Source organism: Rhodanobacter koreensis (genome assembly GCF_054782855.1).
The window spans coordinates 721,443-746,689 of sequence record NZ_BAAGRR010000001.1 but is presented as its reverse complement, the minus strand read 5'-3'; the positions used below and the strand labels follow the sequence as shown (position 1 = coordinate 746,689).

Genomic DNA, 25,247 nt, shown 5'->3' with positions numbered 1-25,247 from the left:
TGCGTCATAATTGAGCGCGGGAGACGCTGTCGGGGTGACGGCGCCGGGCGGAGCGGGCATGACAGATCAGACAGTCGAACAGTGCGATGTGGCGGTGATCGGCGGTGGCCCCGGCGGAAGCACGGCAGCCGCGCTGCTGGCACGCCGCGGTTACAAGGTGATCGCGTTGGAAAAGGCGCGTCATCCGCGCTTTCATATCGGCGAATCGCTGCTGCCGATGAACTTGCCGGTGTTCGAGCGGCTCGGCGTGCTGGACAAGGTGCGTGCGCTGGGCGTATTCAAACCTGGCGCGGATTTCGAGGCGGACAACGAACGCGGCTACAACACCTATGCGTTTGCCCGCGCGATCGGGCAGAGTCCGCCGCATGCGTATCAGGTGTGGCGACAGGACTTTGACCAGATGCTGTACGAGCACGCGCGCGAATGCGGTGCAGATGCGCGCGAGGGGCACGAGGTGATACGGGTCGAGCAGCGTGGCCCGCGCGAGACCTGGCTGGACGTGAAGACCGACGATGGTCGCAGCTACGGTATCGAGGCGCGTTACGTGGTCGATGCCAGTGGCCGCGATGCGCTGCTGTCGACAAGGAACAAGTTGCGGCGCAAGAACGATCAGCACCAGAGCGCGGCGATCTTCGGCCATTTCCGCGGTGCCGACTACCGGCCCGGCGAAGACGCCGGCAACATCAGCATCTACAGCTTCGATCATGGCTGGATGTGGATGATCCCGCTGCCGGACGGCGTGATGAGCGTGGGCGCGGTATGTAGGCCGGATTACCTCAAGCAGCGCAAGGGGCGCACGGTCGAGTTCCTGCTCGACACGCTAAAACTCAACCCGGCGTTGTGGCGGCGCGTGCAGCACGCCGAGCTGATCGGCAACGAAGTGCGCGTCACCGGCAACTATTCCTACGATTCCACGCAGATGGGTGGTCCGGGTTGGGTGCTGGTCGGCGATGCGTTTGCCTTCCTCGACCCGGTGTTCTCCTCCGGCGTCTATCTGGCTATGAGTGGCGCGGAGCAGGCGGTCGCCGTGGTCGATCAGGCCTTGCGTAAGCCGAAACGCGAGATGACTTTGCTGCGCAAGCTGGAGAAGCGTCAACGCGCCGGCATGGCGCGTTTCTCGTTCTTCATCTACCGCTTCAACGGGCCGGTGATGCAGCAGATGTTTCGTCAGCCGCGCAACACCTGGCAGCTGGAGCAGGGCGTGATCTCGATGCTCGCCGGCGACCTGTTCGACACGCCGAAGGTGTTGTGGCGCCTGCAACTGTTCAAGCTGGTTTACGCGATCTGCGGTCTTCGCGACTGGCGGCGTTGGCGTGCCGAGCACAAGTACCGGCTGGCGCAGGCGCACGCGCAGTTCACGGGCGGCAACACGCCACTGGACAAAGTCTGATTTATTGCACGGCGTCACCGCCGGCGGCAATATTCTGCCGGTACGACAAACCATGCACTCCCCATTACCAAGGGAGCGACTGTTTGCGAACGGGGTTCGCTATCAACGTGGCTCAAGGAGGAAATCATGGGGAAGCTGGAAGTTTCTTGCGTCATCGGCGCGTGGCTGATGCTGTCGTGGACCGGTGTGGCCATGGGGCAAGCGAATGCCGATTCGGCGGTGAAGCCTACGCGCGTCGAACTGGCAAGAGTGAATGCACTCGAGGATGCATTGTTCAGTGTCCGTGACAGCCATCCCGATCAGCGCTATCGCAATGCAGGCATCGTGGCTTACAAGCACGGTGACAAGGCACTGGCCCTGCGTCTCTTCATCAAGGCAGCAAGCTATGCCGACAAGGTATCGCAGGCCATGGTGGCGATGATGTATTGGAGTGGCGACGGTATCGGCGCGGATCGGCCGCGTGCCTATGCATGGATGGACTTGGCCTCGGATCGGAACTACCGCGATCTGCTGGTGCAGCGAGAACTGTATTGGCATTTGCTCAGCCAGACGGAGCGCGAACAGGCACTCGTCATAGGACGCGAGATCTATGACGAATATTCCGATGAGCAGGGATTGGATCGCTTGAGGCTGAAATTGAGCAGGGGCATGCTCAGTGTCACCGGCAGCCGCACCGGCTTTGCCGGGAACGGATACAGCATACTCAAGGACGGGGGCGCCGGAAGCCTGCAGGACCTGATGGGTGGCACACATGTCGATTTTGGCAGGATGTATGATCCGATGCTGTGGAATCCGGAGCAATACGCGCGGTTGAAAGATCTGCAATGGGAGCTGAAAAGACCCTTGCATGGGCATGTGGTGGTGGGTGACCCGGAAGTGGTGCAGAAACCCGAGCGCGATTCGGATTCTGGTGGTTAGCAACTAGCCTGCATTGCGCGTGCAGCGACGCGGCATTCGGCCGTGATCGCATGATTCGGGTCATCCGCTGCGTTTATGCGGTGGTGACCGCAGTACCATGTCACGCTTGCTCCTGGAGGCGTCATGGCCAAGTTGTACTTCTATTACTCGGCAATGAATGCCGGCAAGACCACCACGCTGCTGCAGAGCGCTTACAACTATCACGAGCGCGGCATGCGCACGCTCATCCTCACTCCGGCACTGGACAATCGCTACGGTGAGGGCGTGGTCGCCTCGCGGATCGGCCTGAAGGCGAACGCGCGGCGGTTCGGCACTGACGAAAACCTGTTGTCGCTGGTCGAGGCCGACATCGCTGCACACGGTGCGCTGCACTGCGTGTTCGTCGACGAGGCACAGTTTCTGACCAAGGCGCAGGTGTGGCAGATCAGCGACGTGGTCGACAAGCTCAGCATCCCTGTGCTGGCATTCGGCTTGCGCACCGATTTCCGCGGCGAGCTGTTCGAGGGCAGCCGCTATCTGCTGGCTTGGGCCGACAACCTGGAGGAGATCAAGACGATCTGCCACACCGGCCGCAAAGCCACTATGGTAGTGCGGGTGGACGAACAGGGGCGCGCGGTGACCGAGGGACCGCAGGTCGAGATCGGCGGCAACGATCGTTACGTCTCGGTCAGTCGCGCCGAGTTCAAGAAGATCAGCGAAGGCAGCGGCCGTATCGAACTGCAGCAGTCGGTACTGCCGCTTGGCGAAAACCGTTGAGCGGCGCCCATCATCAAGGAACCCCATGAACGCTCCAACTCCCCTTCCCGCCTGGCAACGTCCGCATTGGCAGCCCAGCGCCGAGGAAATCTTTTTGCAGTTCTACGTGTTCGGCAAGTTCGATGCGGTGCGCGTGCCATCCGAGCCATACGGCAGTCCCGGCCTGCCGGCGGGCATCGAGTCGAACAACCACTACCATAGCGCGCTGCGCCAGTGGGATGGCTATCCGCTGAAAGGTGCGATGGGCCGCATGTTCAAGGACGATGCACCGGAAGCCTACCGGCGCGCACTCGATGCGCCTGAAGTGCTGATCGTGCGCGGCAGGCTCAAGGACAGCGCGGACACGGGTTATCTGCGCGATACCCTGGGCGTACTTGCCGGCTTGCTCGACATGGGTGGCGTGGCGATTCTCGATCCGCAGACCCTCAGTCTGCTCGATGCCGATGCCTGGCGCAGGCAGTATCTGATTCGGGACGGCGCGCCGATCCGCAACCATCTGCTGATCCTCCGTGACAACGAGGATACGCCGGATCATTCATGGATCCACACGCGCGGCATGCGCAAGTTCGGCCGCCCCGACATCAGCATCCGTCAGGTGCCCGATCGCGCGATCGACCGTGCCGGTCTGCTGTGCGAGCGGCTGGTCGAGCTGGAAGCGCTCGGTGCGCACTTCAGCGAAGGCCAGTCGCTGGACATCGAGGGCGTTCCCGGTGGCGTCACCGTGCATCTCGGCGGTGGACTGGAGCATCCGGACTTCAACAACACCTACGTCGAGTTCAACTGGCCGAAATGAAAGTCCGTCGCGTCGCCTAGCGTTGGCAGCGCGGGCACCAGAACGTCGAGCGTTGTCCCAGCACGACTTGCCTGATTGGCGTGCCGCACACATGGCACGGTTCGCCGGCACGGCCGTAGACGTTCAGCTCGCGGAAGAAGTAGCCGGGCGCGCCGTCGGGATTGAGGAAATCGCGCAAGGTGGTGCCGCCGCGCTCGATCGCCCAGCCCAGGATGCGCTTCACTTCGGCGGCGAGTCGCGCATAGCGCGCACGCGAGATGGAGCCGGCGGCGCGGCGCGGATCGATGCCGGCGGCGAACAGCGCTTCGCTGGCGTAGATGTTGCCCACGCCGACGACAATGGCGTTGTCCATCAGGAACAGTTTCACCGACGCCGTGCGACCGCGCGAGAGGTGCCACAGCAGGTCGCCATCGAAAGCATCGGTGAGCGGCTCCGGGCCGAGGTTCGCAAGCAGGGTGTGGACCTCGCCAGGCGCCTGCCACAGCAGGCAGCCGAAGCGCCGTGGATCGGTGAAACGCAGGATGCGCGGCGCCTGTGTCGGCGTACGTTCCAGCGCAATGTCGACATGGTCATGCCTGCCGACCGGTGCATCCGGCGGCAGCACGCGCAGCACGCCGGACATGCCCAGATGCAGCAGCGCACTGCCGGCTTCGGTGTGCAGCAGGAGGTATTTCGCGCGCCGCTCCACGGCATCGATGCGCTGGCCGGGCAGCAGCGTGCTGATCTCGGTCGGGATCGGCCAGCGCAGATCGGGTCGGCGCAGGATCACGCCGGTGACGCGTCGACCGATCAGGTACGGCGCGATGCCGCGGCGGGTGGTTTCGACTTCGGGCAGTTCAGGCAAGGACGGTTCCGCGGCTCAGTGCAGCTCGGTGGTCTGGAGGGCCGGCGACCGCGGCATGTAGCGCGTCGATATCAGCGCAACGCGCTGGCCGACACGCACGTAATGCTGTGGTCCGGTGACCGAGGATTCGCCGAACTCCAGCGGATGTCCATCCAGCTCGAGTACGGCCTGCGGGGGTGCAAGGCCGATCTTCGCGGGATCGAAGTCGCTGGCCGGGCGCCAGCTGAGCACGTGTGCCGCAGCGGTGTCGGTCAGTTCATTCAGACGCCCGTCGATGGCCCGCGCTGGCGTGCCATCGACGCGCCACCAATGGCCGTCACGCTTTTCATAATGCATGGGCGGCGAACCGCGCAGAGTCAGAGTGACGTGGTCGATGCTGGCCGGATCAAGCGTGAGCAGAGTGCCGGGGTCAGTCTGCGCATCGCGCCGCAGCTGCCAGCCGGCCAGCGCCAGCAGCGCGGCCACAACAAGCAGCAGGAACAGGCGCTGGCGCGTGGCACGCTTCATGGCTCAGCGCCGGCGCCGACGCCACACGATCAGACCGCCGATGAGCAGCAGCAGCAGCGGCAGCACGAGCAGGAAGCCGAGGCTGATCGTGTTCAGCCCGGCCTGCGAGATCTCGATCAGACGGTCCGGCGCACCGCGCGGCGGCAGGTCGACCAGCTTGTCGTCGCCGAGCAGCCAGTCGAACACGCGCTCGCCCAGTGCATGGTTGCCGCCATTGCCGAGGAAGGTATTGGACAGGAAGTCGCCGTCGCCGATCACCACCGCGCGCTGCTCGCTCTTGTCGGGGCTGGGTGAAAGCCGACTCAGCGCGAAGCCGAAATCCAGCGGTCCCTTCAGTTCGCCCGCGGTCGCGTCGAAACGGATGTCCGAGGGCTTGGCATTGTCGATCGGGTGGAACTCGGTCCAGCTCTGCGCGCTGGAACGCAGGAACGGTTTGACCGCCCAGCCAGCCTGCGTCACCTGCGCCAGCGCGGACACCTGCGGGAACAGGGTGGTCAGCGTGAAGCCGCGCGTGATCGCCTGCGGCGGGTAATCACCCAGCGCGATCAGGCGCGGGTCGTGCAGGCCCAGTGCCGCGCCGGAGCCGTCGACCAGCACGCCCGGCAGCACGCGCACGCCTAGTGCCGTGGCCAGCGAAGCGAGGCCGAGGTCGTCATTCGTCGGTTCGGTCAGCCACAGCAGGTTGCCGCCACCTTGCACGTAGCGGACCAGTGCCTGTACCGCGCCCGATGGCAGTGCCAGTGCAGGGCTGGCCAGCACCACCAGGTCGGTGTGCTGCGGCACGTCGGCGACCTGGGTGAAGTTCAGCGGCACCGCACGCATGCCGCGTCCTTCCAGCTGGGTCACGAAGGTACCAAGGTCGGCGTTCGCCTGGCCGTCGGCGCGACGCTCGCCATCACCGGTAACGAAGGCGACGATACGGTCGCTGCCGCGGATCAGCCGTTCCAGCGCATTGGTGAGGCTGCGTTCGGACAGCTCGTCCAGTCGTTGCTCGCGGTCCTGGTAATGCAGGATCAGCGCGCCATCGACGGTGATGCCCAGTTCGCGCATCTTGGCCGGGTCCAGCTGCGGATCGACGAAGCGCAGACTGAGGTCCGGCTTCACCGCCTGATAGCGCTGCAGGAAGCCGGCCACGGTCTGGCGCAGGTTGCCCTGCGGGTTCGCATAGCTGACGATCTCCACCGGCCCGCGCAGCTGCGCCAGCACGGCACGGCTTTCGGCCGACAGGCTGGTGCGGCCGTTGGCGGTCCAGTCGGCCTCGTGCGCATAACGCGTGCTGAGGTAGCCGATGGCGGCCGCTGCCAGCAACAGCAGCAACGCGAACAGCCAGCCATCCAGACGTCTGAACAGGTTGCGCATCAGCCACGCTCCCTGTCGGCGGCCAGTCGGCGTGAGGCCAGGGCCAGCGCCAGCCCGATCAGCAGTACGAACCACACGATGTCGGTGGTCGATACCAGTCCGCGCAACAGCGGCTGCAGGTGGCTGCTCATGGCCAGCCAGTTGATGGCGCCACCGTTGATGCCGGCCATCTGTGCGCCGAGGTTCACGCTCCACAGCGCCAGCGCGATGACCAGCGCGGCGGCGGCGGCGAGGGCGGGATGCGAGGCGAACGCGGAACAGGCGACGCCTACTGCCCCCAGGGCCGCCAGCATCAGCGCCAGACCCAGCGTGGCGGCGCCCAGCTTGCCCCAGTCGAAATGGGTGGTATGCAACAGCACCAGCGGCATCGCCAATGTCAGCAGCAGCCACAGCAGCAGCCAGCCCAGCACGGCAAGATACTTGCCCAGCACGATGCGCCAGGCGGGCACGCCGGCGGCGAACAGCAGCGGCAATGTGCCATTGCGACGTTCGCCGGCAATCACCGACATGGTGATCAACGGCACCACCAGGAACGCCAGCTGGGCGAGCTGGCCCAGCAGCGGGACGCCGACCAGATCGACAAAGCCCGGGCCATCCGGTTGCGCGGCGCGCTGGATTTGCGAGGAAAGGAAGCTGCCAAGCATCAGCGTGAAATTCCATGCCAGCCAGGCCAGGGTCAGCCCCGCCAGCACCCAGGCCAGTGGTCGCACGAGCAACCGGCGCCATTCCAGTCGTGTCACGGCGACCGTGTTCGTCAGGGCATGGCTCATGCGGCGTGCGCCGATTGGGCGTGGCTGTTCATCGCTATCTCGAAGAAGCTGCGTTCCAGTGCCGCGTGATCGTCGCTGTGCACCGGGCCATCGTGACGCAGCGTGCCGTCGTGCAGGATCGCCACGCGATCGCACACGGCGGTGACTTCGGTCAGCAGGTGGGTGGACAGGATGACCGTGGTGCCTGCGGCGGCCTGTTCGCGGATCAGGCTGCGTAGTGCCGCAACCTGCACCGGATCGAGCGCATTGGCCGGTTCATCAAGCACCAGCAGAGCCGGTTTGTGCAGCAGTGCGCAGGCCAGCCCGAGGCGCTGGCGCTGGCCCTGCGACAGTACGCCGGCGAGGCGCCGGGCCAGTGGCTGCAGTTCCAGTCGTTCGATGATCGCCGCACGGGCCTGCTTCAACACGGCACCACGCAGGCCGCGCAGGTGACCATGTGCGTCGAGATGCTCGCTCACCGTCAGTTCCGGCCACAGCGGGGCACGTTCGGGCAGCCAGCCGATCAGCTCGCGCGCCAGTTCCGGCTGCTCCAGGAAATCCATGCCGTTCAGCTGGATGTTGCCGCTGTCCGGACGCAGCGCGCCGGCAATCATCGACAAGGTAGTCGACTTGCCGGCACCGTTGACGCCCAGCAGGCCCAGCACCTGGCCGCGCGGCAACGTCAGGCTCAGGTTCTGCACGGCGGGTCGGCCGGCGCGGCGGCGGCTGAGCTGGTCCAGATGCAGCATTGGTGCTGCGGACACGTCGGTTGGCAAGATCATTGCGTGATTGTCACGGCGCCCCCACTGTTTAGACAACAGGCGATTGTCGGGTGCGTGAACTAACGACGTATTAGCTTCTCCCCCTTGACGGGCTGCTACTATTGTGGGCTAGGCCATGCTGGCGGGTATGGAAACCCCTCGACTAGACTGAATCTGTCCCTTACCCGGTGCTTTCCATGCTCGATGCAGTGCTCAATTTCCTGAACAACGGCCTCACCGGCGCAAGCTGGGTGCAGATGGTCGTCTACCTGCTGATCGTGACCCAGCTCACCATCTTCACCGTGACGCTCTATCTGCATCGCAGCCAGACGCATCGCGGCGTGGATTTTCATCCGGTGCTGGCGCATTTCTTCCGTTTCTGGGGCTGGCTGACCACCGGCATGGTCACCCGCGAGTGGGTGGCGGTGCATCGCAAGCACCACGCCAAGGTCGAGACCGAGGAAGATCCGCACAGCCCGATGATCTACGGCATCAAGAAGGTGTTCTGGGACGGCGTTTCGCTGTACCGCGACGCCTGCGAGTCGAAGCAGGACATGGAGCAGTACGGTCGCGGCACACCGGATGACTGGGTCGAACACAAGGTCTACGGGGGGCACCCGTACTGGGGGCCGACCCTGATGTTGCTGATCAACCTGGCCTTGTTCGGCGTGATCGGTGCACTGCTCTGGGCGATCCAGATGGTGTGGATTCCGTTCTGGGCCGCCGGCTTCGTCAACGGCATCGGCCACTGGGCCGGCTACCGCAATTTCGAGAGCGCCGACACCGCACGCAACCTGATCCCCTGGGGTTTCTGGATCGGCGGTGAGGAGCTGCACAACAACCACCACGCCTTCCCAAGCTCGGCCAAGTTCGCCCTGCGCAAGTGGGAGTTCGACATCGGCTGGGCGGCGATCTGCGGTCTGCGCGCGATCGGTCTGGCCAAGGTGCTGCGCGTGGCGCCGTCGCTCGACGTGCGCCCGAACGTGCGCCTGCCCGATGCCGAGACATTGAAGGCCGTGCTGACCCACCGCTTCCAGGCGATGACCGACTTCTATCGTGGCGTGATCGTGCCGACCCTCAGTGACGAAGCATTGCATGCCGGTGAAAGCCTGAAGTCGATGCCGCGTCGCATCCGCCTGGCCATGGCCGACGGTGGCCGCTGGCTGGACAGCGAGGGTCGCGAGCGCATGCAGGCCGTACTGGCCAAGCGCCCCACCCTGAGCATCGTGTGCGATTTCCGCAACCGCCTCGCCGCCCTGATGGAGCAGCGCGGCGCCGAGCAGGCGCTGAAGGGCTTGCAGCAGTGGATTCACGAAGCCGAGGAAAGTGGCATTCGCGCGCTGCAGGACTTCGCCCAGCGGCTGAAGGGTTACGCAGTCGCAACAGCCTGATCGCGCAACCACCTAAGCAATCGGAACAAGCCCGCCGCATGGCGGGCTTTTCTTTTGCGCGGAGCTGCAGGCGTGCGAGAGTTGGGGGAAATAGCCAACAGGCAACGCGTGTCGAGTATTTCTCAGGGAACGGGTATGGCTTTACGAGTAGTCTTGATTGGCGCTACGGGTGTATTCGGCTCGCGTATCGCGCGACGGCTGGCGGGCGATACGCGTTTCAGGCTGGTACTGACCGGACGGCAGCGGCCGGCATTGGAAGCGTTGTGCGAAGAGCTCGGGGATACCTCAGCAGAGGTCGCCACACTCGACGCCACCAGTCTCGACCTGCCGGCAGCGTTGGCGCGGTTGGCGCCGCAGTTGGTGATTCATACCGCCGGCCCGTTCCAGGGCCAGGACTATCGGGTCGCCGAGGCCTGTCTGGCCTGCAGCAGCGACTATATCGACCTGGCCGATGGCCGCGATTTCGTCAGCGGCATCGGGCGCCTGGACCAGCGTGCCCGCGAAGCCGGCCGATTGCTGGTGAGCGGTGCGTCGAGCGTGCCGGCGCTGAGCAGTGCCGTGGTCGATGCGTTGCTGCCGCGTTTCCGTGCCTTGCAGTCGATCGAGCACGCGATCAATCCCGGCAATCGCACACCGCGTGGTGATGCCACGGTGGCCTCGATCCTCGGCTATTGCGGGCGGCCGATCCGGGTCTGGCGCGATGGTCGCTGGCAGCATGTCCATGGCTGGATGTCCGGCAAGCGGCAGCTGTTTCCGTTCGGGCGTCGTCGCGTCGGCGTTTGCGAGGTCCCGGATCTGGAGCTGTTTCCGGTGCGTTACGCGCAGGCGCGCACGGTGTTGTTCCGCGCCGGGCTGGAATTGCCGCTGCTGCAGGGCGGCACCTGGTGTGCGGCGTGGCTGGTGCGGCTGGGGCTGATCCGCAATCTCGCCGCCTACGCGCCACGCTTGCGCCGCTTCAGTGAACGCTTCATCCGTTTCGGCTCGGATGTCGGCGGCATGGTGGTGGAAGTCACCGGCTCCGGTATCGATGGCGTGCCGTTGCGGCTGCGCTGGTGGCTGGATGCGGCGGCGGGCGATGGCCCACAGGTACCGGTGACACCTGCCGTGGTGCTGGCGCGGCGGCTGGCCGATGGTCTGGTCACGGCGAAAGGTGCGCAGCCATGCATGGGTCTGCTCACCCTGGATCAGCTGACCGACGGTTTCGCTGGCTATGCGCTGCGTACCGGGCTGGAGGTGCTGGATTGAGTGGAATCAGTCCAGAAACCGTGCGGCATGCGCGGCGTCAGGCAAACGACATTGCTCGCGTCGCCCGAACAGTCGATAGCGGTGCCGCGCAATCCAGCGATAGGCCGGGTCGCGCAGGAACCGCGGCACGGCGCGCAACAAGCCGCTGACAAACGTCCAGCCACTGCCCAGTTGGCGCAGCACGTGTGCGATCGCATCCGTATCGGTATAGCCACGGCCGTCCTGCACCAGCAGGAACGACGACGGATCGTCCGGGGACAGGCCATGCGACTGCAGCAGATGGCTGCCGTGACGACCCTGCATCGCGGCAAGCCGGAAGCGACCATCACGGTCATGCCGCAGGATGAAGTCGACCCAGCGGCTGCACAGCAGGCAGACGCCGTCGAACACGATGACCGGCCCATCTTCAGTCGCCATCGATGATCTCCAGCCAGCCTTGATAGGCGACCAGACGGCCGAGCAATGGCAACCGGGTATCGATGTGGAAGGCGTAGCGACCGTCCTCTGCACCGCTGCGTGACAGCACCTTGCCGAACAGCGCACGCGGCAGCGGCAGGCCGAACATTTGCACACCGCGCAGTTGCCAGTCGATGACTTTGTCATCGCGTAGCAGTTCGAAACGCAGAGTGATCAGACCGAGTCGTTCGCTCAGCAGCGGCGAGTCGGTCACGCGATCGAGTACCGAGCGCATGTGCTTGCAGGCGAAGCGGCGCGTCCAGATTTCGCGTGTGCCATGGCGCTCGATGGTCACTTCCAGTGGTTGCTGCAGGCCGGGCTCCGGCAGCCCCAGCAGGTGCCGCAGCCAGCGGATGGGCAGCGTCCTGGAGCCTTCCACGTCAGCTGCGCCGCGCGCCAGCACATGCGATGCGTTGCCATGCATCTGCTGTACGGGCGTGGCTAGCTGGTGCCAATGCTCGCCAAGTAGGCTGGGGAACAAGGCCGGGTTCGAGGTCATCGCAGGATGATGCCGGCTGCGTCGCGCTGGCGGCAAGCGTGAAAAAGAAAACCCGCCACGTGGGCGGGTTTTCTTGGGCATCAGTGTCGCTGATGCAGATGCGGGAGCAAAAGCAAAAGCGATCCCTGCCTTCGCAGGGATGACCAAATGGCTAGCCACGCGCTGCGCGCGTGGGCCATTTGGTCACTTGATCTTGCCTTCCTTGTAGATCACGTGCTTGCGCACGACCGGATCGTACTTCTTGAACTCGAACTTTTCCGGCGTGTTCTTCTTGTTCTTCTGCGTGGTGTAGAAGTGGCCGGTGCCGGCCGAGGAGATCAGGCGGATCTTGTCTTGGGTCTTGTTAGCCATGGTTTGATCCTCAGACCTTTTCGCCGCGGGCGCGCATCTCGGCAATCACGGCTTCGATGCCATTCTTGTCGATCGTGCGCAGGGCGTTGTTGGACACACGCAGCTTGATCCAGCGGTTTTCGCTGGCCACCCAGAAACGACGCTCATGCAGGTTCGGCAACCAGCGGCGACGGGTACGGTTGTTGGCATGCGAGACGTTGTTGCCGCTCTGCACACCCTTACCGGTGACTTGACATACACGGGCCATGACTTGCCTCCGTTGAATGACTTCAGAAGCCGTGGCTTTGAAAGTCGGTTTAGCACCCGTTAGCCAGGGTGACATCGGCCCAGCGGCGCTGTGCGCCACGCGATGCTGGAGAGTGTTGCCACGCATGATCGTGAGGTCCGTACCGCGTGGCGGACTACCCGGAAGCTCCGGGCCGATCGAGGCGAGCCGCGTATTCTCGCAGAAAAACAAGGCTGTGCGCAATCTTTCCGGGGATACAGGATTCCGCCCGGCGTGCGCCGCGTGGGGATGTATGGAACAATCGACCTCTTTTGACCGACCGAACTCGAGGGATTCCCGATGGCAGAAGTAGGCACCAATGACCTGGCCAACGGCCAGGACGACCAGCCGCAGCTGGTGCTGCAGAAGATCTATGTGAAGGATGTTTCCTTCGAGGCGCCGAATGCGCCGCAGATCTTCCAGGAAATCGACGAGCGGGAGCAGCCGCAGGTGCAGCTGAACCTGTCCCAGAAGGCGACCGATCTGGGCAACAGTCTGTACGAAGTGGTGCTGAGCCTCACGCTGACCTGCACGGTTGGCCAGCGCACCGCCTATCTGGCGGAGGTCGAACAGGCCGGCCTGTTCGGCGTCTCCGGTTTCAACGCGATGGACCATGCCGGGATCATCGGCAGCTACTGCCCGAACCTGCTGTTTCCGTATGCACGTCAGGTGATCTCCTCGATGGTGATCGAAGGTGGTTTCCCGCCGTTCCTGCTGCAGCCGATCAACTTCGACGCGCTGTTTGCCGAACAGCAGCGCCGCATGATGGGTGGCGAGCAGCCCCCGGCCACGCTCAACAGCTGATCGATCCGACATGGCTGAACGTCCGACTCTGGCCGTCCTCGGTGCCGGTTCCTGGGGCACCGCGCTGGCGGCCCTGGCGGCGCGCAACGGGGTGCCGACCCGACTGTGGGGGCGCGATGGCGCTGCGCTGGCGGTGATGGCGGCAAGCCGTTGCAATCAGCGCTACCTGCCCGATATCGAGCTGCCGGCAGAGCTGGATTACGTCGGTGACCTGGCTGCCGCCGTGCGCGGTGCCGGAATCGTACTGATCGTGGTGCCCAGCCATGCTTTCGCCTCGATGCTGGGTGAGCTGGCACCGCTGCTGGACGCGGGTACGTCAATTGCGTGGGCGACCAAGGGTTTCGAGCCGGGCACCGGACGCTTCCTGCATGAACTGGTTGCCGCCCGGTTGCCTGGCCGTGCCGCGGCCGTGATCACCGGCCCGTCGTTCGCGCGCGAGGTGGCCGCTGGCTTGCCCAGTGCGGTCACCGTGCATTCGGACGACAGTGCGTTCGCGCACGAACTGGCCGGCTTGCTGCATGCGCCGAACCTGCGCGCGTATTCCGGTGGCGACATGCTCGGTGCCGAACTGGGCGGCGCGATGAAGAACGTGCTGGCCGTCGCCACCGGCATCGCCGACGGCATGGAGCTTGGCCTGAACGCCCGCGCCGGCCTGATCACCCGGGGCATGAACGAGATGCTGCGCCTTGGCGTGGCGCTCGGTGCACGGCCGGAAACCCTGATTGGCCTGTCCGGCCTGGGCGACCTGGTGCTGACCTGCACCGGCGATCTTTCACGCAATCGCCGGCTCGGTCTTGCACTGGGACAAGGCATCGCGATCGACGAGGCCGTGCGCCGGATCGGCCAGGTGGTGGAGAGCATCCTCACCGCCGACGAAGTGGCGCGACTGGCCGACAAGCACGGGCTGGATCTGCCGATCAGCGCCGGTGTACGCGCCGTGCTGCACGGCGAGGTCACCCCGGTCAACGGGCTCAAGGCGCTGATGGCGCGCGAGCAGAAACCGGAATATCCGCGCGGCCTGTTCGGCACCGCCTGATTCTTCCGGCGAGCGGCAGCACGAGCTGACGATATTGCCCGCCAGACGATGTCGCACGGAGCTCAGGCACTGCTAAGCTCAATGTTTTGGTTGTCGCCACGGATCGCATGCGCATGCAGCAACCGGACGAGAAGCAGCACGCCGATACATCGCCAGCCGGCGACGACGAAGCCTTGCCGCAGGCATGGCGACGGTTGCTGGCCGCGCCGAAACCGGTGGTGGTCGAGGATCGCGGCGTACTCGGTTTCTTTCTGGAAGTGATGCCGGAGGAGGGGGCCGCTTTCGCCAGGCTGGACGTGGCGCCGGTGCTTCTCAGTGTGGCCGAGCATGGTCGCTACGCGCGGCCGGTGCCGCTGGACAGCCGGCATCTTGCACAGTCGCCCTTGCAGCCGCACGAGCAGCGGCTTGCCGCCACCATGCTCGGGTTGCCGCAGAATGTGCGCAAGGGCCGCAGCTATGCACGGCTCAGTGGGCATGTCGGTGACACCCTGCTGGCCGAGATCCTCGACACTGCACCGTGTTTCCTCGGCGGTCTGGCCGGGTTGCGGCTGTCGCGTGGCAAGTCGCACCAGCTCAACTGGCACTGGCAGATGGAGCCGGACGGCAGCCAGCGTCTGCTGCCGGTCCTGCCGCACAGCCAGCGTCTGTTGCGCCTCGATGGCCTGTGGTACCTCGATGCCGAACGCGCCACCGTGGGTCTGTTCGATGCGGCGGCCGAGGAAACCCATTGGCTGGAACTGCCGCCGCTCAAGCACGAGCATGGTCGCCGGCTGCGCAATCGTCTGCCGGGCAGTCGGCTGGCGACGCGGGTGCCGTTGCCGCAGGTATTCGGCGAATTGCGTCGCTCGCAACTGGCGCCGAAACCGGTGCTGGTCCTGCATGCGCTGACCCGGCACGCCCGGCTGGCTGCCGGCACGCCGCCGCTGGGCTATGCGCGGCTGGCGTTCGACTATGCCGGCGAGCGCCTGCCTGGTCGTGGCGGCGAGCCGCTGGTACGTCGCGTGCGCAACGGCCAACTGGTCGAGATCACCCGTCGTCGCGCCGAGGAGTTGTCCGCGATGGAGCAGCTCGAACGCACGGGCCTCACGCCGGGCGTGGACACCGAGGGCTTGCCCTGGGATGTGGCCGACACCTTGCCCGACGATGCGTGGCTGTTCCCCGGTACCGGTTATGCCGGTGCGCTGGAGGTCAACACGCCGGCGCGCTGGCTGGCGTTGCGACCGAAACTCGAGGCGGAGAATTTCCAGGTCGAGTACGCGCCGAGCTTCCCGTTCGAGGTGCTGGAAGGTCCGGTGCGCTGGTACGGCCATGCGGTGGAGGACGCCGATGACCACGCGTTCGATCTGGAAATCGGCATCGAGCTGGACGGGCAGCGGCACAACCTGCTGTCCGCCGTGGCGCAGGCGCTGGCCGAGCATCAGTTGAACCTGAGCCCGGCGCCGAACGAGCCGGAAGACGCCGTGTGGTACGCGCCGGTCGACGCACGTCGTCGTGTGCCGGTGCGTCTGAAGGAGCTGCGCGGCCTATTGGCGCCGCTGGCCGAATATCTGGAGAAACCGCGCAAGAAACTGCATCTGCCACGCGTACAGGCCGGGCGACTGGAGGAACTGGTCGAGGCGATGCCGGGCAGCGGTACGCTGGAGGCGTCGGACTCGCTGCGTGGTTTCGCGGCGCGCCTGCGCGATGCCGCCGAGCGCGCCAGCGACGTGGTGCCGGACGGGCTCACCGTGGAGTTGCGCCCGTACCAGCGCGAGGGCCTGCGCTGGTTGAACGCCCTGGCCGAGGCCGGTGTGGGTGGTGTGCTGGCCGACGACATGGGCTTGGGCAAGACCTTGCAGCTGATTACCCACCTGCTGTCGTTGAAGCAGGGCGGTGCGCTCAGTCAGCCGGCGCTGATCGTGGTGCCGACCAGCCTGATTCCGAACTGGCAGTCGGAGATCGCCCGCTTCGCGCCAGGCCTGCATGTGCTGACCCTGCACGGGCCGCAACGCGCCGAGGAATTCATCCAGCTCGGTGCGCAGGATATCGTGCTGACCAGCTATGCGCTGCTGCCGCGCGACGTGGTCACCTTGAGAAAACAGCCCTTTGCGCTGATCGTGCTGGACGAGGCACAGCAGGTGAAGAATCCGCGCACTCAGGCACGCCGCGCGCTGCTCAGCCTGCGCACCTCGCGCTATGTCTGCCTCACCGGCACGCCACTGGAAAATCATCTGGGCGAGCTGTGGTCGCAGATCGATCTGGCCGTGCCCGGGCTGCTCGGCGACGAGGGCGCCTTCCGCCGTTTCTACCGCGTACCGATCGAGAAGCAGCACGACGAGGATTGCCAGCAGCGGTTGAACCTGCGCCTGGCGCCGTTCATTCTGCGCCGGACCAAGGCCCAGGTCGCGAAGGAACTGCCGCCGAAGACCGAGATCACCCGTCGCGTGGTACTGGAGGGTCGCCAGCGCGAGTTGTACGAAGGCCTGCGCCTGTCGCTGGCGGAGGAACTGCGCGAGGTGATCGCCCAGCGCGGTATCGCACACTCGGGCATCGTGGTGCTCGATGCGCTGCTCAAGCTGCGCCAGGTCTGCTGCGATCCGCGCCTGGTGAAACTGGAGGCCGCGCGCGGCGTGCACGAGTCAGCCAAGTTCGAGTTGCTGATGGACATGCTGCCGGCCCTGCTCGATGAAGGTCGCAAGGTACTGCTGTTCTCGCAGTTCACCGGCATGCTCAAGCTGATTGCCGCCGAACTCGATCGCCGACGCATCCGCTATGTCACCCTCACCGGCGACACCCGCGACCGCGCCGAGCCGGTGCAGCGCTTCCAGAGTGGCGAGGTGTCGTTGTTCCTGCTGTCGCTGAAGGCCGGCGGCGTGGGACTCAACCTCACCGCCGCCGACACCGTGATCCATTACGACCCGTGGTGGAACCCGGCTGCCGAAGCGCAGGCCAGTGATCGTGCGCACCGCATCGGCCAGGACAAGCCGGTGTTCGTGTTCCGCCTGATCACCTCCGGCACAGTGGAGGAGCGCATCGAGGAGCTGAAGCTGCGCAAGGCCGAGCTGGCTGCCGCCGTGCTCGAAGGTGGCGGCAGTCGCGAGAAGCTCAGCTTCGACCAGGGCGATCTGGACGCGTTGCTGGCGCCGGGCTGATCCACGCTTCTGCGTCGCGACAGCGCAAACGACGTCAGTCGCGCGCGGCAACCTCGTCGATATGCCATAGCAGGTCGGCCGGGTCGTCGTAGACGCGGAACGCGCCGGACTGCTGCAGTTCGGCGTGGCCGTAGCCTCCGCTCAGCAGGCCCACGCCAAGCGCGCGGGCGCGCTGCGCGGCGAGCATGTCCCACACGCTGTCGCCGACCACCAGTGATTGATGGATGTCCACGCCGAGGCGCGCCGCGGCGGCGAGGAACAGGTCAGGATCAGGCTTGGCGTGACGCACCTGGTCGCGCGTCACCACCGGCACTTTCGACGGGTCGACGCCGAGTGCTTCCAGGTTGTGCGCGGCGGTTTCCATGCGTCCGCTGGTGGCGATCGCCCATGGGATCTGCTGCTCGGTGAGGTAGGCCAGCAATTCGCGTGCGCCGGGTAGTGGCCGTACCGATCCCTGCGTGTGCTGGCGGTTGAATGCCTCCGCATGCCATTGGCGCAGGCGTTCGAGGCGATCTTCGGTGATTTCCAGCCCGGTCTCGCGCAACAGGATGTTGGCGAACAGGCCGCCGCTCATGCCGATCTTGCGATGGATGCGCCACACCGACAGCTCCACGCCTTCACGATCCAGCGCTTCCTTCCACGCCAGCACGTGCTGGTAGACGCTGTCGACGAGGGTGCCGTCGAGGTCGAACAGGAACGCGGTGTCGTTGCGCGGCATGAGGGCGTCCGTCGGTGTGCGTTTCAGCGGCGCGGCAGCAGCGACCGTCCCGATTCCATCACACTCAGCGCGGCCGCGCCGAGCAGGCCCGGTTCGGGATTCATGATCGCCTGGGTCGGTACCTTCTCCATGATGTCGCGGAAGCGGCCCTTGGCCTCGAAGCGTTCGCGGAAGCGACCGCGCTCCAGCCAGGGCAGCAGGACCGGGATCAGCCCACCGGTGAGGTAGACGCCGTCCCACGCGCCGAGCGTGAGCACCAGGTCGCCGGCGACGCTGCCGAAGATGCCGGCAAAGGTTTCCACGGTACGGGTGCACAGCGGGCAGCCGTCCTCCTTGGCGCGCGCGGTGATGTCCTCGGGCTTGAGGTCGTCGGGCCGCGCGCCGACGATGTGGCAGATCGCGTCGTAGAGATTCACCAGGCCCTGGCCACAGATCAGCCGTTCATTCGAGACGCGCCCGTACTTCTGGTTGAGATAGTTGAGGATCGCGATGTCTTCCGGCGAATGTGCTGCGAAACCGGCGTGGCCGCCTTCGGTCTGCAGCACGCTGCAATGACCGCCGCGTACCAGCAGGCCGCCGACGCCGAGACCGGTGCCCGGACCGACGATGGCGAAGGTCTGCTCGTCCTCGGCACCGATCACCGGGCGCGGTACCGTGCCGACGTCGACCAGGTCGTCGCCCTGCAGCAGGGTCACCGCCATGCTCTGCGCGGCGAAATCGTTGACCAGGTGCACGTATTCCAGACCCAGCGCGGCGGCGGTCTGGTGGGCGGAGATCGCCCAGGGATTGTTGGTGACCTTGACCGTCTCGCCGTCGACGATGCGTCCGGCGGCAGCCACGATCGCGCGGCTGACGTGCAGGCCGGTGTCGGCAAGGTACTGTTTTGCGGTGGAGACCAGTGAATCATGCTCGGCCACGCGGTAGCGCCGGATGCTGTCGGTCAGCAGCGGCTTGTCGCGTGATGGATCGGCCACCCCGAAACGGACATTGGTGCCGCCGAGATCGACGAGCAGGGTGGGGGCGGCGGGAACGTGCATCGGGACTCCAGGGGACGACGCGGAAAACAGCAAGCCTGCCGTGAATGCCGGCCAGCGTCCAGCACCCGCTGCATCCGGGATGCCGGTTGCCCCGTTCGCTGCCGGGCGATCCTACGATTTGCCCTTGTGCTTCTTGCCGCCGGAGGCGGGTGGTTTGCTGCCACCGGGTTTGGGTTTGTGGCTGGGAGGCACGGGTGCCGGTGCGGGGCTGGCCGACCCGGCTTGCAACGCACCGAGCAGGGCCTGTCCGTCCGGGCTGCCCAGTCCGGTGCAGGCATCCCAGCCGGAACCGGCCAAGTAGCTGCCATTGTTGCCTTGGGTGATGTCACGGAATGCGTTGCCGCCGACCCCGTACAGGGCGGCATTGGCCGCGCCCAGCGCGTGGCCGAGTTGCTGGTTGAGGCGTGCCACCAGCGCGGCCCACAACGGTGCGACCGCACTGGTACCGCCGATGACCTCGTCCTGGCCGTCGACGCGCACGGCGTAGCCGGTGAGCGGGTCCGCGTTGCCGGCGACATCGGGCACGCCGCGTCCGGCGAAGCCCCCCGTTGCCGTGGGTACCTTCGATGTCGCCTGCCATGTGGGCAGTGCGAACACCGTGCTCACGCCACCGCCAGTGGCGCCCTCGTTGCCGGCCGTCTCGTTCCACACCACTTCGCTGCTGATCGTGCTGCCGCTGCCGAGCAGCTCGGTACCGCCGCAGGCCAGCACCGACGGACTGGAGGCGGGGAAATCCACATGCGGCTGGCCATCGCTCTCACCGTCGCCGGAGCCGCTGTCGCCGGCCGCCGCGGTCACCGTCACGCCAAGTGAGGCGGCATCCTCCAGCGCGGTTTCCATCGCATTGCGCGACGCCGTGCTCCAGCTGTCCTCGGGACCGCCCCAGCTGATCGACATCACCGTGGCCGGCTGGGTGGTGCTGTGCGCAGCCTGCGAGATCGCGTTGTAGAAACCCTGGTCGGTATTCGCAGCGAAGTAGACGACCAGCGCGGCTTTTGGTGCCAACGCGCCGGAGACTTCGATGTCCAGCATCACCTCCGCATCCGCGTCGCCGCCGGGCTGGTTGTTGCCGCCATCGACGGAAACCGCGCTGATGGACGGTGTCGCCAGGCCGAGTCCGCTGAAATAGGCATCCAGGTCGGCCTGCACATAACCGCCGCCGAGCTCGATGATCGCGATGGTCTGGCCGCTGCCATCGGTGCCGGCAGGGAAGTTGTACAGCTGGCCGACCTGCAGCGGGGTGTAGGTCGTGGAAGGCTGCGCCTGCGCGATGCGGAAATGCGGTTGTGCGACCGGGCGCTGATCGAGGCCCAGCACGGCGATGATGGACGGGTCCGGCAGGGTCGGCGCCTGCGTGCAGCCCACATAGGACGTGCCGCCGGGCGTCAGCTGGTAACGGCCCAACTGCACACCGAACGCCTGCTGCAGGGATTGCACCGTGCCGCGCAGATGCAGCGTGCGCCGTCCCGGCTCGCAGGCCAGTTCCTGCAGGCCATGCTGGCGGCTGAAGTTGCGCACGCGGTCCACATCGGCCGGATCGGCACCGTAATGCGTTTCGAAATCGGCATGCCGGGTGGCGGGTGATGAAGGCGGAGCCATCGTGCCCAGCGGGTTCTTGCGCCGCAGTACCAGGGTCACGTCGAGCGACGCATCCGGTGCATGCCGCCCCAGGTAGCGGGCGCTGGACGGCTGGCGCCAGTGGGCAGTCGGGGCGGCAGGTGTGGTGGTCTTGCTCATGATGCTTCCTCCGGTGGGGAACGGCGGCCTGGACGCCGAGGGTGCACCCGAAAACGTGACGATAAAGTGTCGTGGTCGATCGAATCGACGAACGCAAGGTTGCAGGCGATGCCGCAGCGCGGTCGCAGGCAGGGGTTGTGGCCTAAAATGCACGGGATATCACCCGTCAGGATCTGCCATGAGCTTCCCCGCCATCCGCATGCGACGCATGCGACGCGACGCCTTCTCCCGCGCGCTGATGCGTGAGCACACCTTGCTGGCGAGCGACCTGATCATGGTGGCGTTCGTGATCGAAGGAGAGGGACAGCGCGAGCCGGTGCCGTCGATGCCGGGCGTGGACCGGCTGTCGATCGACGAGTTGCTGAAGCTGGCCGCCGAGTGCGTGCGGCTCGGCATTCCGGCGCTGGCGCTGTTCCCTTCGCCGGGTTCGGCAGTGAAGAGCGAGGACGCCGCCGAGGCGTGGAATCCGAACGGGCTGATGCAGCGCGCCACCCGCGCGCTGAAGGCGGAGTATCCCGAGCTGGGCCTGATCGGCGACGTCGCGCTCGATCCGTACACCACGCACGGCCAGGACGGCCTGATCGACGACACCGGCTACGTGATGAACGAGCCCACCGTCGAGGCGCTGATCAAGATGTCGCTGGCGCAGGCTGAGGCCGGCATGGATTTCGTGGCGCCGTCGGACATGATGGACGGCCGCATCGGCGCGATCCGCGACGCGCTGGAAGAAGTCGGTTACATCCACACCCGCATCCTCGCCTACTCGGCGAAATACGCCTCCGCGTTCTACGGCCCGTTCCGCGATGCGGTGGGTTCGTCGGCGAACCTCGGCAAGGGCAACAAGCACACCTACCAGATGGACGTCGCCAACAGCGACGAGGCACTGCACGAAGTCGAACTCGATATCCAAGAAGGAGCAGACGCGGTGATGGTGAAGCCCGGCCTGCCGTACCTCGACATCGTGCGCCGGGTGAAGGATGCGTTCGGCGTACCGACCTTCGTGTACCAGGTCAGCGGCGAGTACGCGATGCTGAAGGCCGCGTCGCAGAATGGATGGCTGGACGAGAAGGCGGTGGTGCTGGAGTCGCTCATGGCGATGAAACGAGCCGGTGCCGATGCGATCCTCACGTATTACGCGATCGACGCGGCGCGGTGGCTGTGCGGGGAGTAGGTACAGGCAATTTATGCCACTTGCTTTCAGCCCATCATGGACACGCGGTCGACTCGGTCCCATGTCGGTTTCAACGCTGGCTATGGGGCGTTCGCGGAATCAACGCGACACGTCGGCACCTCCCCATATGACGCGAAAGCCGAGGTTTCCCTCGACGCTGCGGCGATGCACGGTGTCAAGGTTGGTCAGGTAACTCACTTCGCCGAACAGGCTGATATGGCGCGTCAGATGTGCACTGACGCCACCGCCGAATTCGAAGGCGGTGCTTGCCAGGTTGGTGGGGATGGCATCCACGCCGGCGAAGACGGTGTTGTAGGTGCGATGGAAATCGCGCCATAGGTTGGCCTTCACGTACGGCTGCCATACCTGCTCGTCGTGCACGATGTTGCCCTGCAATCGTAGGCCGATACGCCCGGTGATCGCGTTCATGGGCGTGAATGCAACGGTGGATACCGGATCCTGGAACGCATCGGTGTTGATGTGTTGCCAGATGACTTGCATCTGGGGTTCAAGGGTCAGTTGTTGGCCCATTTGCAGTGGTTTGCCGCCCTCCAGTGAGGCAGTGAACAGTTTGCCGTGCGTGTCGTTGTGGAATCCCTGGACCGAATCGATCGAGGTATGCAGCCAGGTTTGCATGAGCACGGCGTCGATATAGCCGTTTGCCGGGCCGATGTGTGTCCAATACGCACCCACGCTGTTGGCATCCATGCTCAGATCACCGGCGCGGGTATTCGGGAAGCCACCGACATCCCCGTCGACGCGACCATCGGCATGGGTGTGGCCGATGAACACGCCGACATGGTCGCGATCTCCGGCATCGCCTGCGTGTGCGTATAGGTCGTGGCCGGCCTGGATGCCATCGAGGTTGCCGTCGAAGCGCGATGCTGTCGCGCCTTCCTGTGCCTGGTCATTGTGCAATCCGATGACGCGTACCCATGCGGCAGGCAGCAGACCGTCGCCGGCAACGAGCAGTTGTCCGCCCTGCCGTTCGTCGAAGGTGCCGAGTTGGGTGAGGCCCACTTGTCTGGTCAAGGCAGGGATATTCGAATCCAGCGCGGTTTCGGGACGGAACAGCGGCGTTGGCGGATCGCCGGCAGGTACGGGACTCGGCAGTGCCGGCGTACCCATGGCGGCAATTGGCGTGCTCGGAGCGGGGGCTGGAGCCGGAGCTGGAGCCGGAGCCGGAGCCGGAGCCGGAGCAGGAGCCGGAGCAGGAGCAGGAGCAGGAGCAGGGGCAGGGGCAGGGGCAGGGGCAGGGGCAGGGGCAGCAGGCGGTGGCGGCGGTGCAGGCGGTGCACTCGAGCGCAAGTACCAGTTCTGCGATGTTCCCGCGCTTACGCCGCCCTCAAACAGGTAATACGTATAGGCGCCGGCTTGCACTTGTCCGCCGTTGAGTGCGAAGGCGGTCGGCGCGATCGTTGTGCCATGGGTGGCTTCCACCAGGAGGATGCCGTCGGTGGCGGTGAATCCACCGGAGCCGCCCGCGTTCGTGACATGGATATCAGTGCTTCCGCCGGCCGTGCCGCCGCTGAGCACCAGCTTGTCGGAAGGCGAATTGTCGGCACCGAGCGCCGTGTTGAGCAGCAGATTGGCCTGATTGCCGGTGTAGTTGCCCACGATGGTGAACGTGTTGGCCGCAGGCATGCCACCGTTGGTCAGGTCGATGGTGCCGGCATTGGCTACATTCACGAGCTGGCCTGCCGCGAAGGGTTGTATGCCGCCGTTGGCGCCGTTGCCGGCCAGAAGCGTACTGCCGGCGTCGATCGTGACGTTTCCCGTGCCGGAGGTGGCATCACCGACCACCAGGGTTCCATCCATGGTGAGCTGGGTGCCGTGGGTGACGGCGACCGATTCCCAATGCGTGAATCCGCCGACACCGGTCACGCTGGCGTTGTCGAACGTGAGTGTGTCCGATGCTGACCCCGCGCCGCTGACGGTGCCGCTGAGATTGAACGTGCCGCCTTGCACCAGCGCCGTGTTGAATGCGCCGGTGCCGCTCCAGTTCCAGTCGGTGCCTTGTGCCAGCAGTGTCTCGAAATGGGTGAACGCGTTGGTGGCACTCCCGGTGCCTTGCAGGATGACCGTGCTGGGAGCGCTGCCGCTGCCGCCATCGGCGGAACCGGTGATCACCGACCCGGTTTGCAGGATCAGCGTATTGACTCCGTTTCCCATCTGCACCGCGACACCGGTGCTTTGCAACAGGCCAGCGTTGACGATGGTGCTTGCGCCGTTGAGTGTGCGTATCGCGGCGCCTTGCTGGCTGATGATTTTCCCGCCGGCGAGGTTCTGGATATTGGCCGTGAAGCTCGATCCGACGGTATTGGAAAAAACCGCGTCCGACCCTGTTCCTTGCGCCTGGATCGTGCCGCTGTTGACCAGGCTGTCGTTGTTGCCCTGCAGGTAGGCGGTGGGGCTGTTCGCGCCGGTGGTCAGCAAGGAACCGGTATTGGTGATCACCCCGTTTTGCCCAAGGATGGACATCGCCCGCGCATTGCTGCCGGAGGTACTCACCGACCCGTTGTTGATCAGGGTGTTGTTCGCCTGGCCCAAGATCGTCTGGCCCCAGGCGGCCGTCATGCCATAGGCATTGGGGCCTGTCGTGCTGATCGTGCCGTTGTTGGTCAGCGTGTTGAAGTTGCCATTCGCGGCCATGCCGTCGTTGTAGGTGCCAGTCGTCGTGATGCTTGCCTGGCTGGCGTTGGTGAGGTTGTTGTTGTCGCCGACGCCCAGCAGCACGGCGCCGCGATTGGTGCCGGTGCCGCCGCCACCGGTGAGGGCGAGGGCGCCGTTGTTGGTGATCCGGCTTGCATGATCGACGCTGAAGGCCACCGGGCTGAGAGTGCGCGTGTCGGCGAAATTCACGCCCTGGCTGATGTTGATGGTGACATTGCTGCTACCTGTTTGCGCAATCACCGGCGCAATGCCTGTACCACTACAGGTGATCGTGCTTCCGCTCGTCGGTGCATTGCTGGTGCATGTGGCGTAGACGGCGCTTGCCGGCAGCATCGACAGCCATAGTGCTGGTGTCGTGGCGAATACGTAGAGTGGCCTGATGCGCCTTGTTCCCGGGTTCCGGTTTGTACAATCGCGGCGTGGCATGCACTTCCCCGGCGTGAGGTGGAGCGACGGCTACAGTGGATCGTTTGGCATGTCCCTGACGCGGCGAACCACACATCGGAGTGCATGTTTTTGCGCTGCTCGTGTTTTTATGCTGATTCGAGCGTAAACGACACGTGAAAGATCGACATGCGCGGGATCCGAGCACTGTCATGTAAAGCGCAGGCGCAATGACGCCACGAGGTCCATTTATCGCCGGGAGCAATCGTCAC

Annotated in this window: 23 protein-coding genes; 10 read left to right on the top strand and 13 right to left on the bottom strand. The window is 65.4% G+C overall.

What is annotated here, in order from left to right; translation table 11 throughout:
• Positions 1 to 58: 58 nt before the first annotated feature.
• The 4 genes from ACYVKM_RS03205 (at position 59) to ACYVKM_RS03190 (ending at position 3,857) form a co-directional block, all read left to right on the top strand.
• Entirely contained in the window at positions 59 to 1,390 is a 1,332-nt protein-coding gene (locus ACYVKM_RS03205) for an NAD(P)/FAD-dependent oxidoreductase (protein ID WP_460875700.1), read from the top strand.
• 324 nt (positions 1,391 to 1,714) lie between these two features.
• Positions 1,715 to 2,308, top strand: coding sequence for a hypothetical protein (locus ACYVKM_RS03200; protein ID WP_460875698.1), 594 nt, complete (start codon positions 1,715 to 1,717; stop codon positions 2,306 to 2,308).
• Positions 2,309 to 2,431: 123 nt separating this feature from the next.
• Complete coding sequence (locus tag ACYVKM_RS03195) at positions 2,432 to 3,064, top strand: thymidine kinase (protein WP_460875696.1); 633 nt, start codon at positions 2,432 to 2,434, stop codon at positions 3,062 to 3,064.
• 25 nt (positions 3,065 to 3,089) lie between these two features.
• Entirely contained in the window at positions 3,090 to 3,857 is a 768-nt protein-coding gene (locus tag ACYVKM_RS03190) for a hypothetical protein (RefSeq protein WP_460875694.1), read from the top strand.
• 16 nt (positions 3,858 to 3,873) lie between these two features.
• Here ACYVKM_RS03190 and mutM read toward each other — a convergent pair whose 3' ends face one another.
• The 5 genes from mutM to ACYVKM_RS03165 are packed head-to-tail and all read right to left on the bottom strand — an operon-like array spanning position 3,874 to position 8,098.
• Positions 3,874 to 4,701 carry a bifunctional DNA-formamidopyrimidine glycosylase/DNA-(apurinic or apyrimidinic site) lyase gene (gene mutM / locus ACYVKM_RS03185; protein WP_460875692.1) on the bottom strand — a complete coding sequence of 276 codons (828 nt, stop codon included), beginning with the start codon at positions 4,699 to 4,701 and terminating at the stop codon, positions 3,874 to 3,876.
• A 15-nt stretch (positions 4,702 to 4,716) separates the two neighbouring features.
• On the bottom strand, positions 4,717 to 5,208 hold the full coding sequence (locus ACYVKM_RS03180; protein ID WP_460875690.1) for a hypothetical protein: 492 nt from the start codon (positions 5,206 to 5,208) through the stop codon (positions 4,717 to 4,719).
• A gap of 3 nt (positions 5,209 to 5,211) precedes the next feature.
• A complete protein-coding gene (locus tag ACYVKM_RS03175; RefSeq protein ID WP_460875688.1) occupies positions 5,212 to 6,567 on the bottom strand; it encodes a GldG family protein in 1,356 nt (451 codons plus the stop codon).
• On the bottom strand, positions 6,567 to 7,337 hold the full coding sequence (locus ACYVKM_RS03170; protein ID WP_460875687.1) for an ABC transporter permease: 771 nt from the start codon (positions 7,335 to 7,337) through the stop codon (positions 6,567 to 6,569). Before ACYVKM_RS03170 ends, ACYVKM_RS03175 begins: the two co-directional genes overlap by 1 nt.
• Positions 7,334 to 8,098 (bottom strand): ABC transporter ATP-binding protein, encoded by a 765-nt coding sequence (locus ACYVKM_RS03165; protein WP_460875685.1) that lies wholly within the window; start codon positions 8,096 to 8,098, stop codon positions 7,334 to 7,336. Before ACYVKM_RS03165 ends, ACYVKM_RS03170 begins: the two co-directional genes overlap by 4 nt.
• A 176-nt stretch (positions 8,099 to 8,274) precedes the next feature.
• Here ACYVKM_RS03165 and ACYVKM_RS03160 point away from each other — a divergent pair, with 176 nt between their 5' ends.
• Positions 8,275 to 9,468: a DesA family fatty acid desaturase gene (locus ACYVKM_RS03160; RefSeq protein WP_460875683.1), complete on the top strand. Its 1,194-nt coding sequence runs from the start codon at positions 8,275 to 8,277 to the stop codon at positions 9,466 to 9,468.
• A 135-nt stretch (positions 9,469 to 9,603) separates the two neighbouring features.
• Positions 9,604 to 10,713 (top strand): saccharopine dehydrogenase family protein, encoded by a 1,110-nt coding sequence (locus tag ACYVKM_RS03155; protein ID WP_460875681.1) that lies wholly within the window; start codon positions 9,604 to 9,606, stop codon positions 10,711 to 10,713.
• 6 nt (positions 10,714 to 10,719) lie between these two features.
• On the opposite strand, the gene ACYVKM_RS03150 is transcribed toward ACYVKM_RS03155, so the two are convergent.
• From ACYVKM_RS03150 to rpmB, 4 genes are all read right to left on the bottom strand, one after another.
• Positions 10,720 to 11,130 carry a thiol-disulfide oxidoreductase DCC family protein gene (locus tag ACYVKM_RS03150; RefSeq protein ID WP_460875679.1) on the bottom strand — a complete coding sequence of 137 codons (411 nt, stop codon included), beginning with the start codon at positions 11,128 to 11,130 and terminating at the stop codon, positions 10,720 to 10,722.
• Positions 11,120 to 11,668: a DUF4166 domain-containing protein gene (locus ACYVKM_RS03145; protein WP_460875678.1), complete on the bottom strand. Its 549-nt coding sequence runs from the start codon at positions 11,666 to 11,668 to the stop codon at positions 11,120 to 11,122. Before ACYVKM_RS03145 ends, ACYVKM_RS03150 begins: the two co-directional genes overlap by 11 nt.
• Positions 11,669 to 11,851: 183 nt before the next feature.
• A complete protein-coding gene (rpmG, locus tag ACYVKM_RS03140; RefSeq protein ID WP_017463578.1) occupies positions 11,852 to 12,019 on the bottom strand; it encodes a 50S ribosomal protein L33 in 168 nt (55 codons plus the stop codon).
• Between the two features lie 10 nt (positions 12,020 to 12,029).
• The gene (gene rpmB, locus ACYVKM_RS03135) at positions 12,030 to 12,266 is read right to left on the bottom strand and encodes a 50S ribosomal protein L28 (RefSeq protein WP_460875676.1); all 237 of its coding nucleotides are present in this window, start codon (positions 12,264 to 12,266) and stop codon (positions 12,030 to 12,032) included.
• Positions 12,267 to 12,584: 318 nt separating this feature from the next.
• Between rpmB and secB the strand changes: the two genes are divergently transcribed.
• The 3 genes from secB to ACYVKM_RS03120 all read left to right on the top strand — a co-directional run bounded on the left by secB (position 12,585) and on the right by ACYVKM_RS03120 (position 17,255).
• Complete coding sequence (secB, locus tag ACYVKM_RS03130) at positions 12,585 to 13,088, top strand: protein-export chaperone SecB (RefSeq protein ID WP_460875675.1); 504 nt, start codon at positions 12,585 to 12,587, stop codon at positions 13,086 to 13,088.
• Between the two features lie 10 nt (positions 13,089 to 13,098).
• Positions 13,099 to 14,124, top strand: a complete 1,026-nt coding sequence (locus ACYVKM_RS03125) for an NAD(P)H-dependent glycerol-3-phosphate dehydrogenase (protein ID WP_460875673.1) — start codon at positions 13,099 to 13,101, stop codon at positions 14,122 to 14,124.
• A 113-nt stretch (positions 14,125 to 14,237) separates the two neighbouring features.
• Positions 14,238 to 17,255, top strand: coding sequence for a DEAD/DEAH box helicase (locus ACYVKM_RS03120; protein WP_460875671.1), 3,018 nt, complete (start codon positions 14,238 to 14,240; stop codon positions 17,253 to 17,255).
• 34 nt (positions 17,256 to 17,289) lie between these two features.
• Here ACYVKM_RS03120 and ACYVKM_RS03115 read toward each other — a convergent pair whose 3' ends face one another.
• From ACYVKM_RS03115 to ACYVKM_RS03105, 3 genes are all read right to left on the bottom strand, one after another.
• Positions 17,290 to 17,973, bottom strand: a complete 684-nt coding sequence (locus ACYVKM_RS03115) for an HAD family hydrolase (protein WP_460875669.1) — start codon at positions 17,971 to 17,973, stop codon at positions 17,290 to 17,292.
• Positions 17,974 to 17,996: 23 nt separating this feature from the next.
• Entirely contained in the window at positions 17,997 to 19,040 is a 1,044-nt protein-coding gene (gene glk, locus ACYVKM_RS03110) for a glucokinase (protein ID WP_460876510.1), read from the bottom strand.
• 81 nt (positions 19,041 to 19,121) lie between these two features.
• Complete coding sequence (locus tag ACYVKM_RS03105; RefSeq protein ID WP_460875667.1) at positions 19,122 to 20,747, bottom strand: S53 family peptidase; 1,626 nt, start codon at positions 20,745 to 20,747, stop codon at positions 19,122 to 19,124.
• A gap of 178 nt (positions 20,748 to 20,925) precedes the next feature.
• Between ACYVKM_RS03105 and hemB the strand changes: the two genes are divergently transcribed.
• Entirely contained in the window at positions 20,926 to 21,918 is a 993-nt protein-coding gene (hemB, locus tag ACYVKM_RS03100; protein WP_460875666.1) for a porphobilinogen synthase, read from the top strand.
• A 99-nt stretch (positions 21,919 to 22,017) separates the two neighbouring features.
• On the opposite strand, the gene ACYVKM_RS03095 is transcribed toward hemB, so the two are convergent.
• Positions 22,018 to 24,831 (bottom strand): autotransporter family protein, encoded by a 2,814-nt coding sequence (locus ACYVKM_RS03095; protein ID WP_460875664.1) that lies wholly within the window; start codon positions 24,829 to 24,831, stop codon positions 22,018 to 22,020.
• Positions 24,832 to 25,247: the final 416 nt, after the last annotated feature.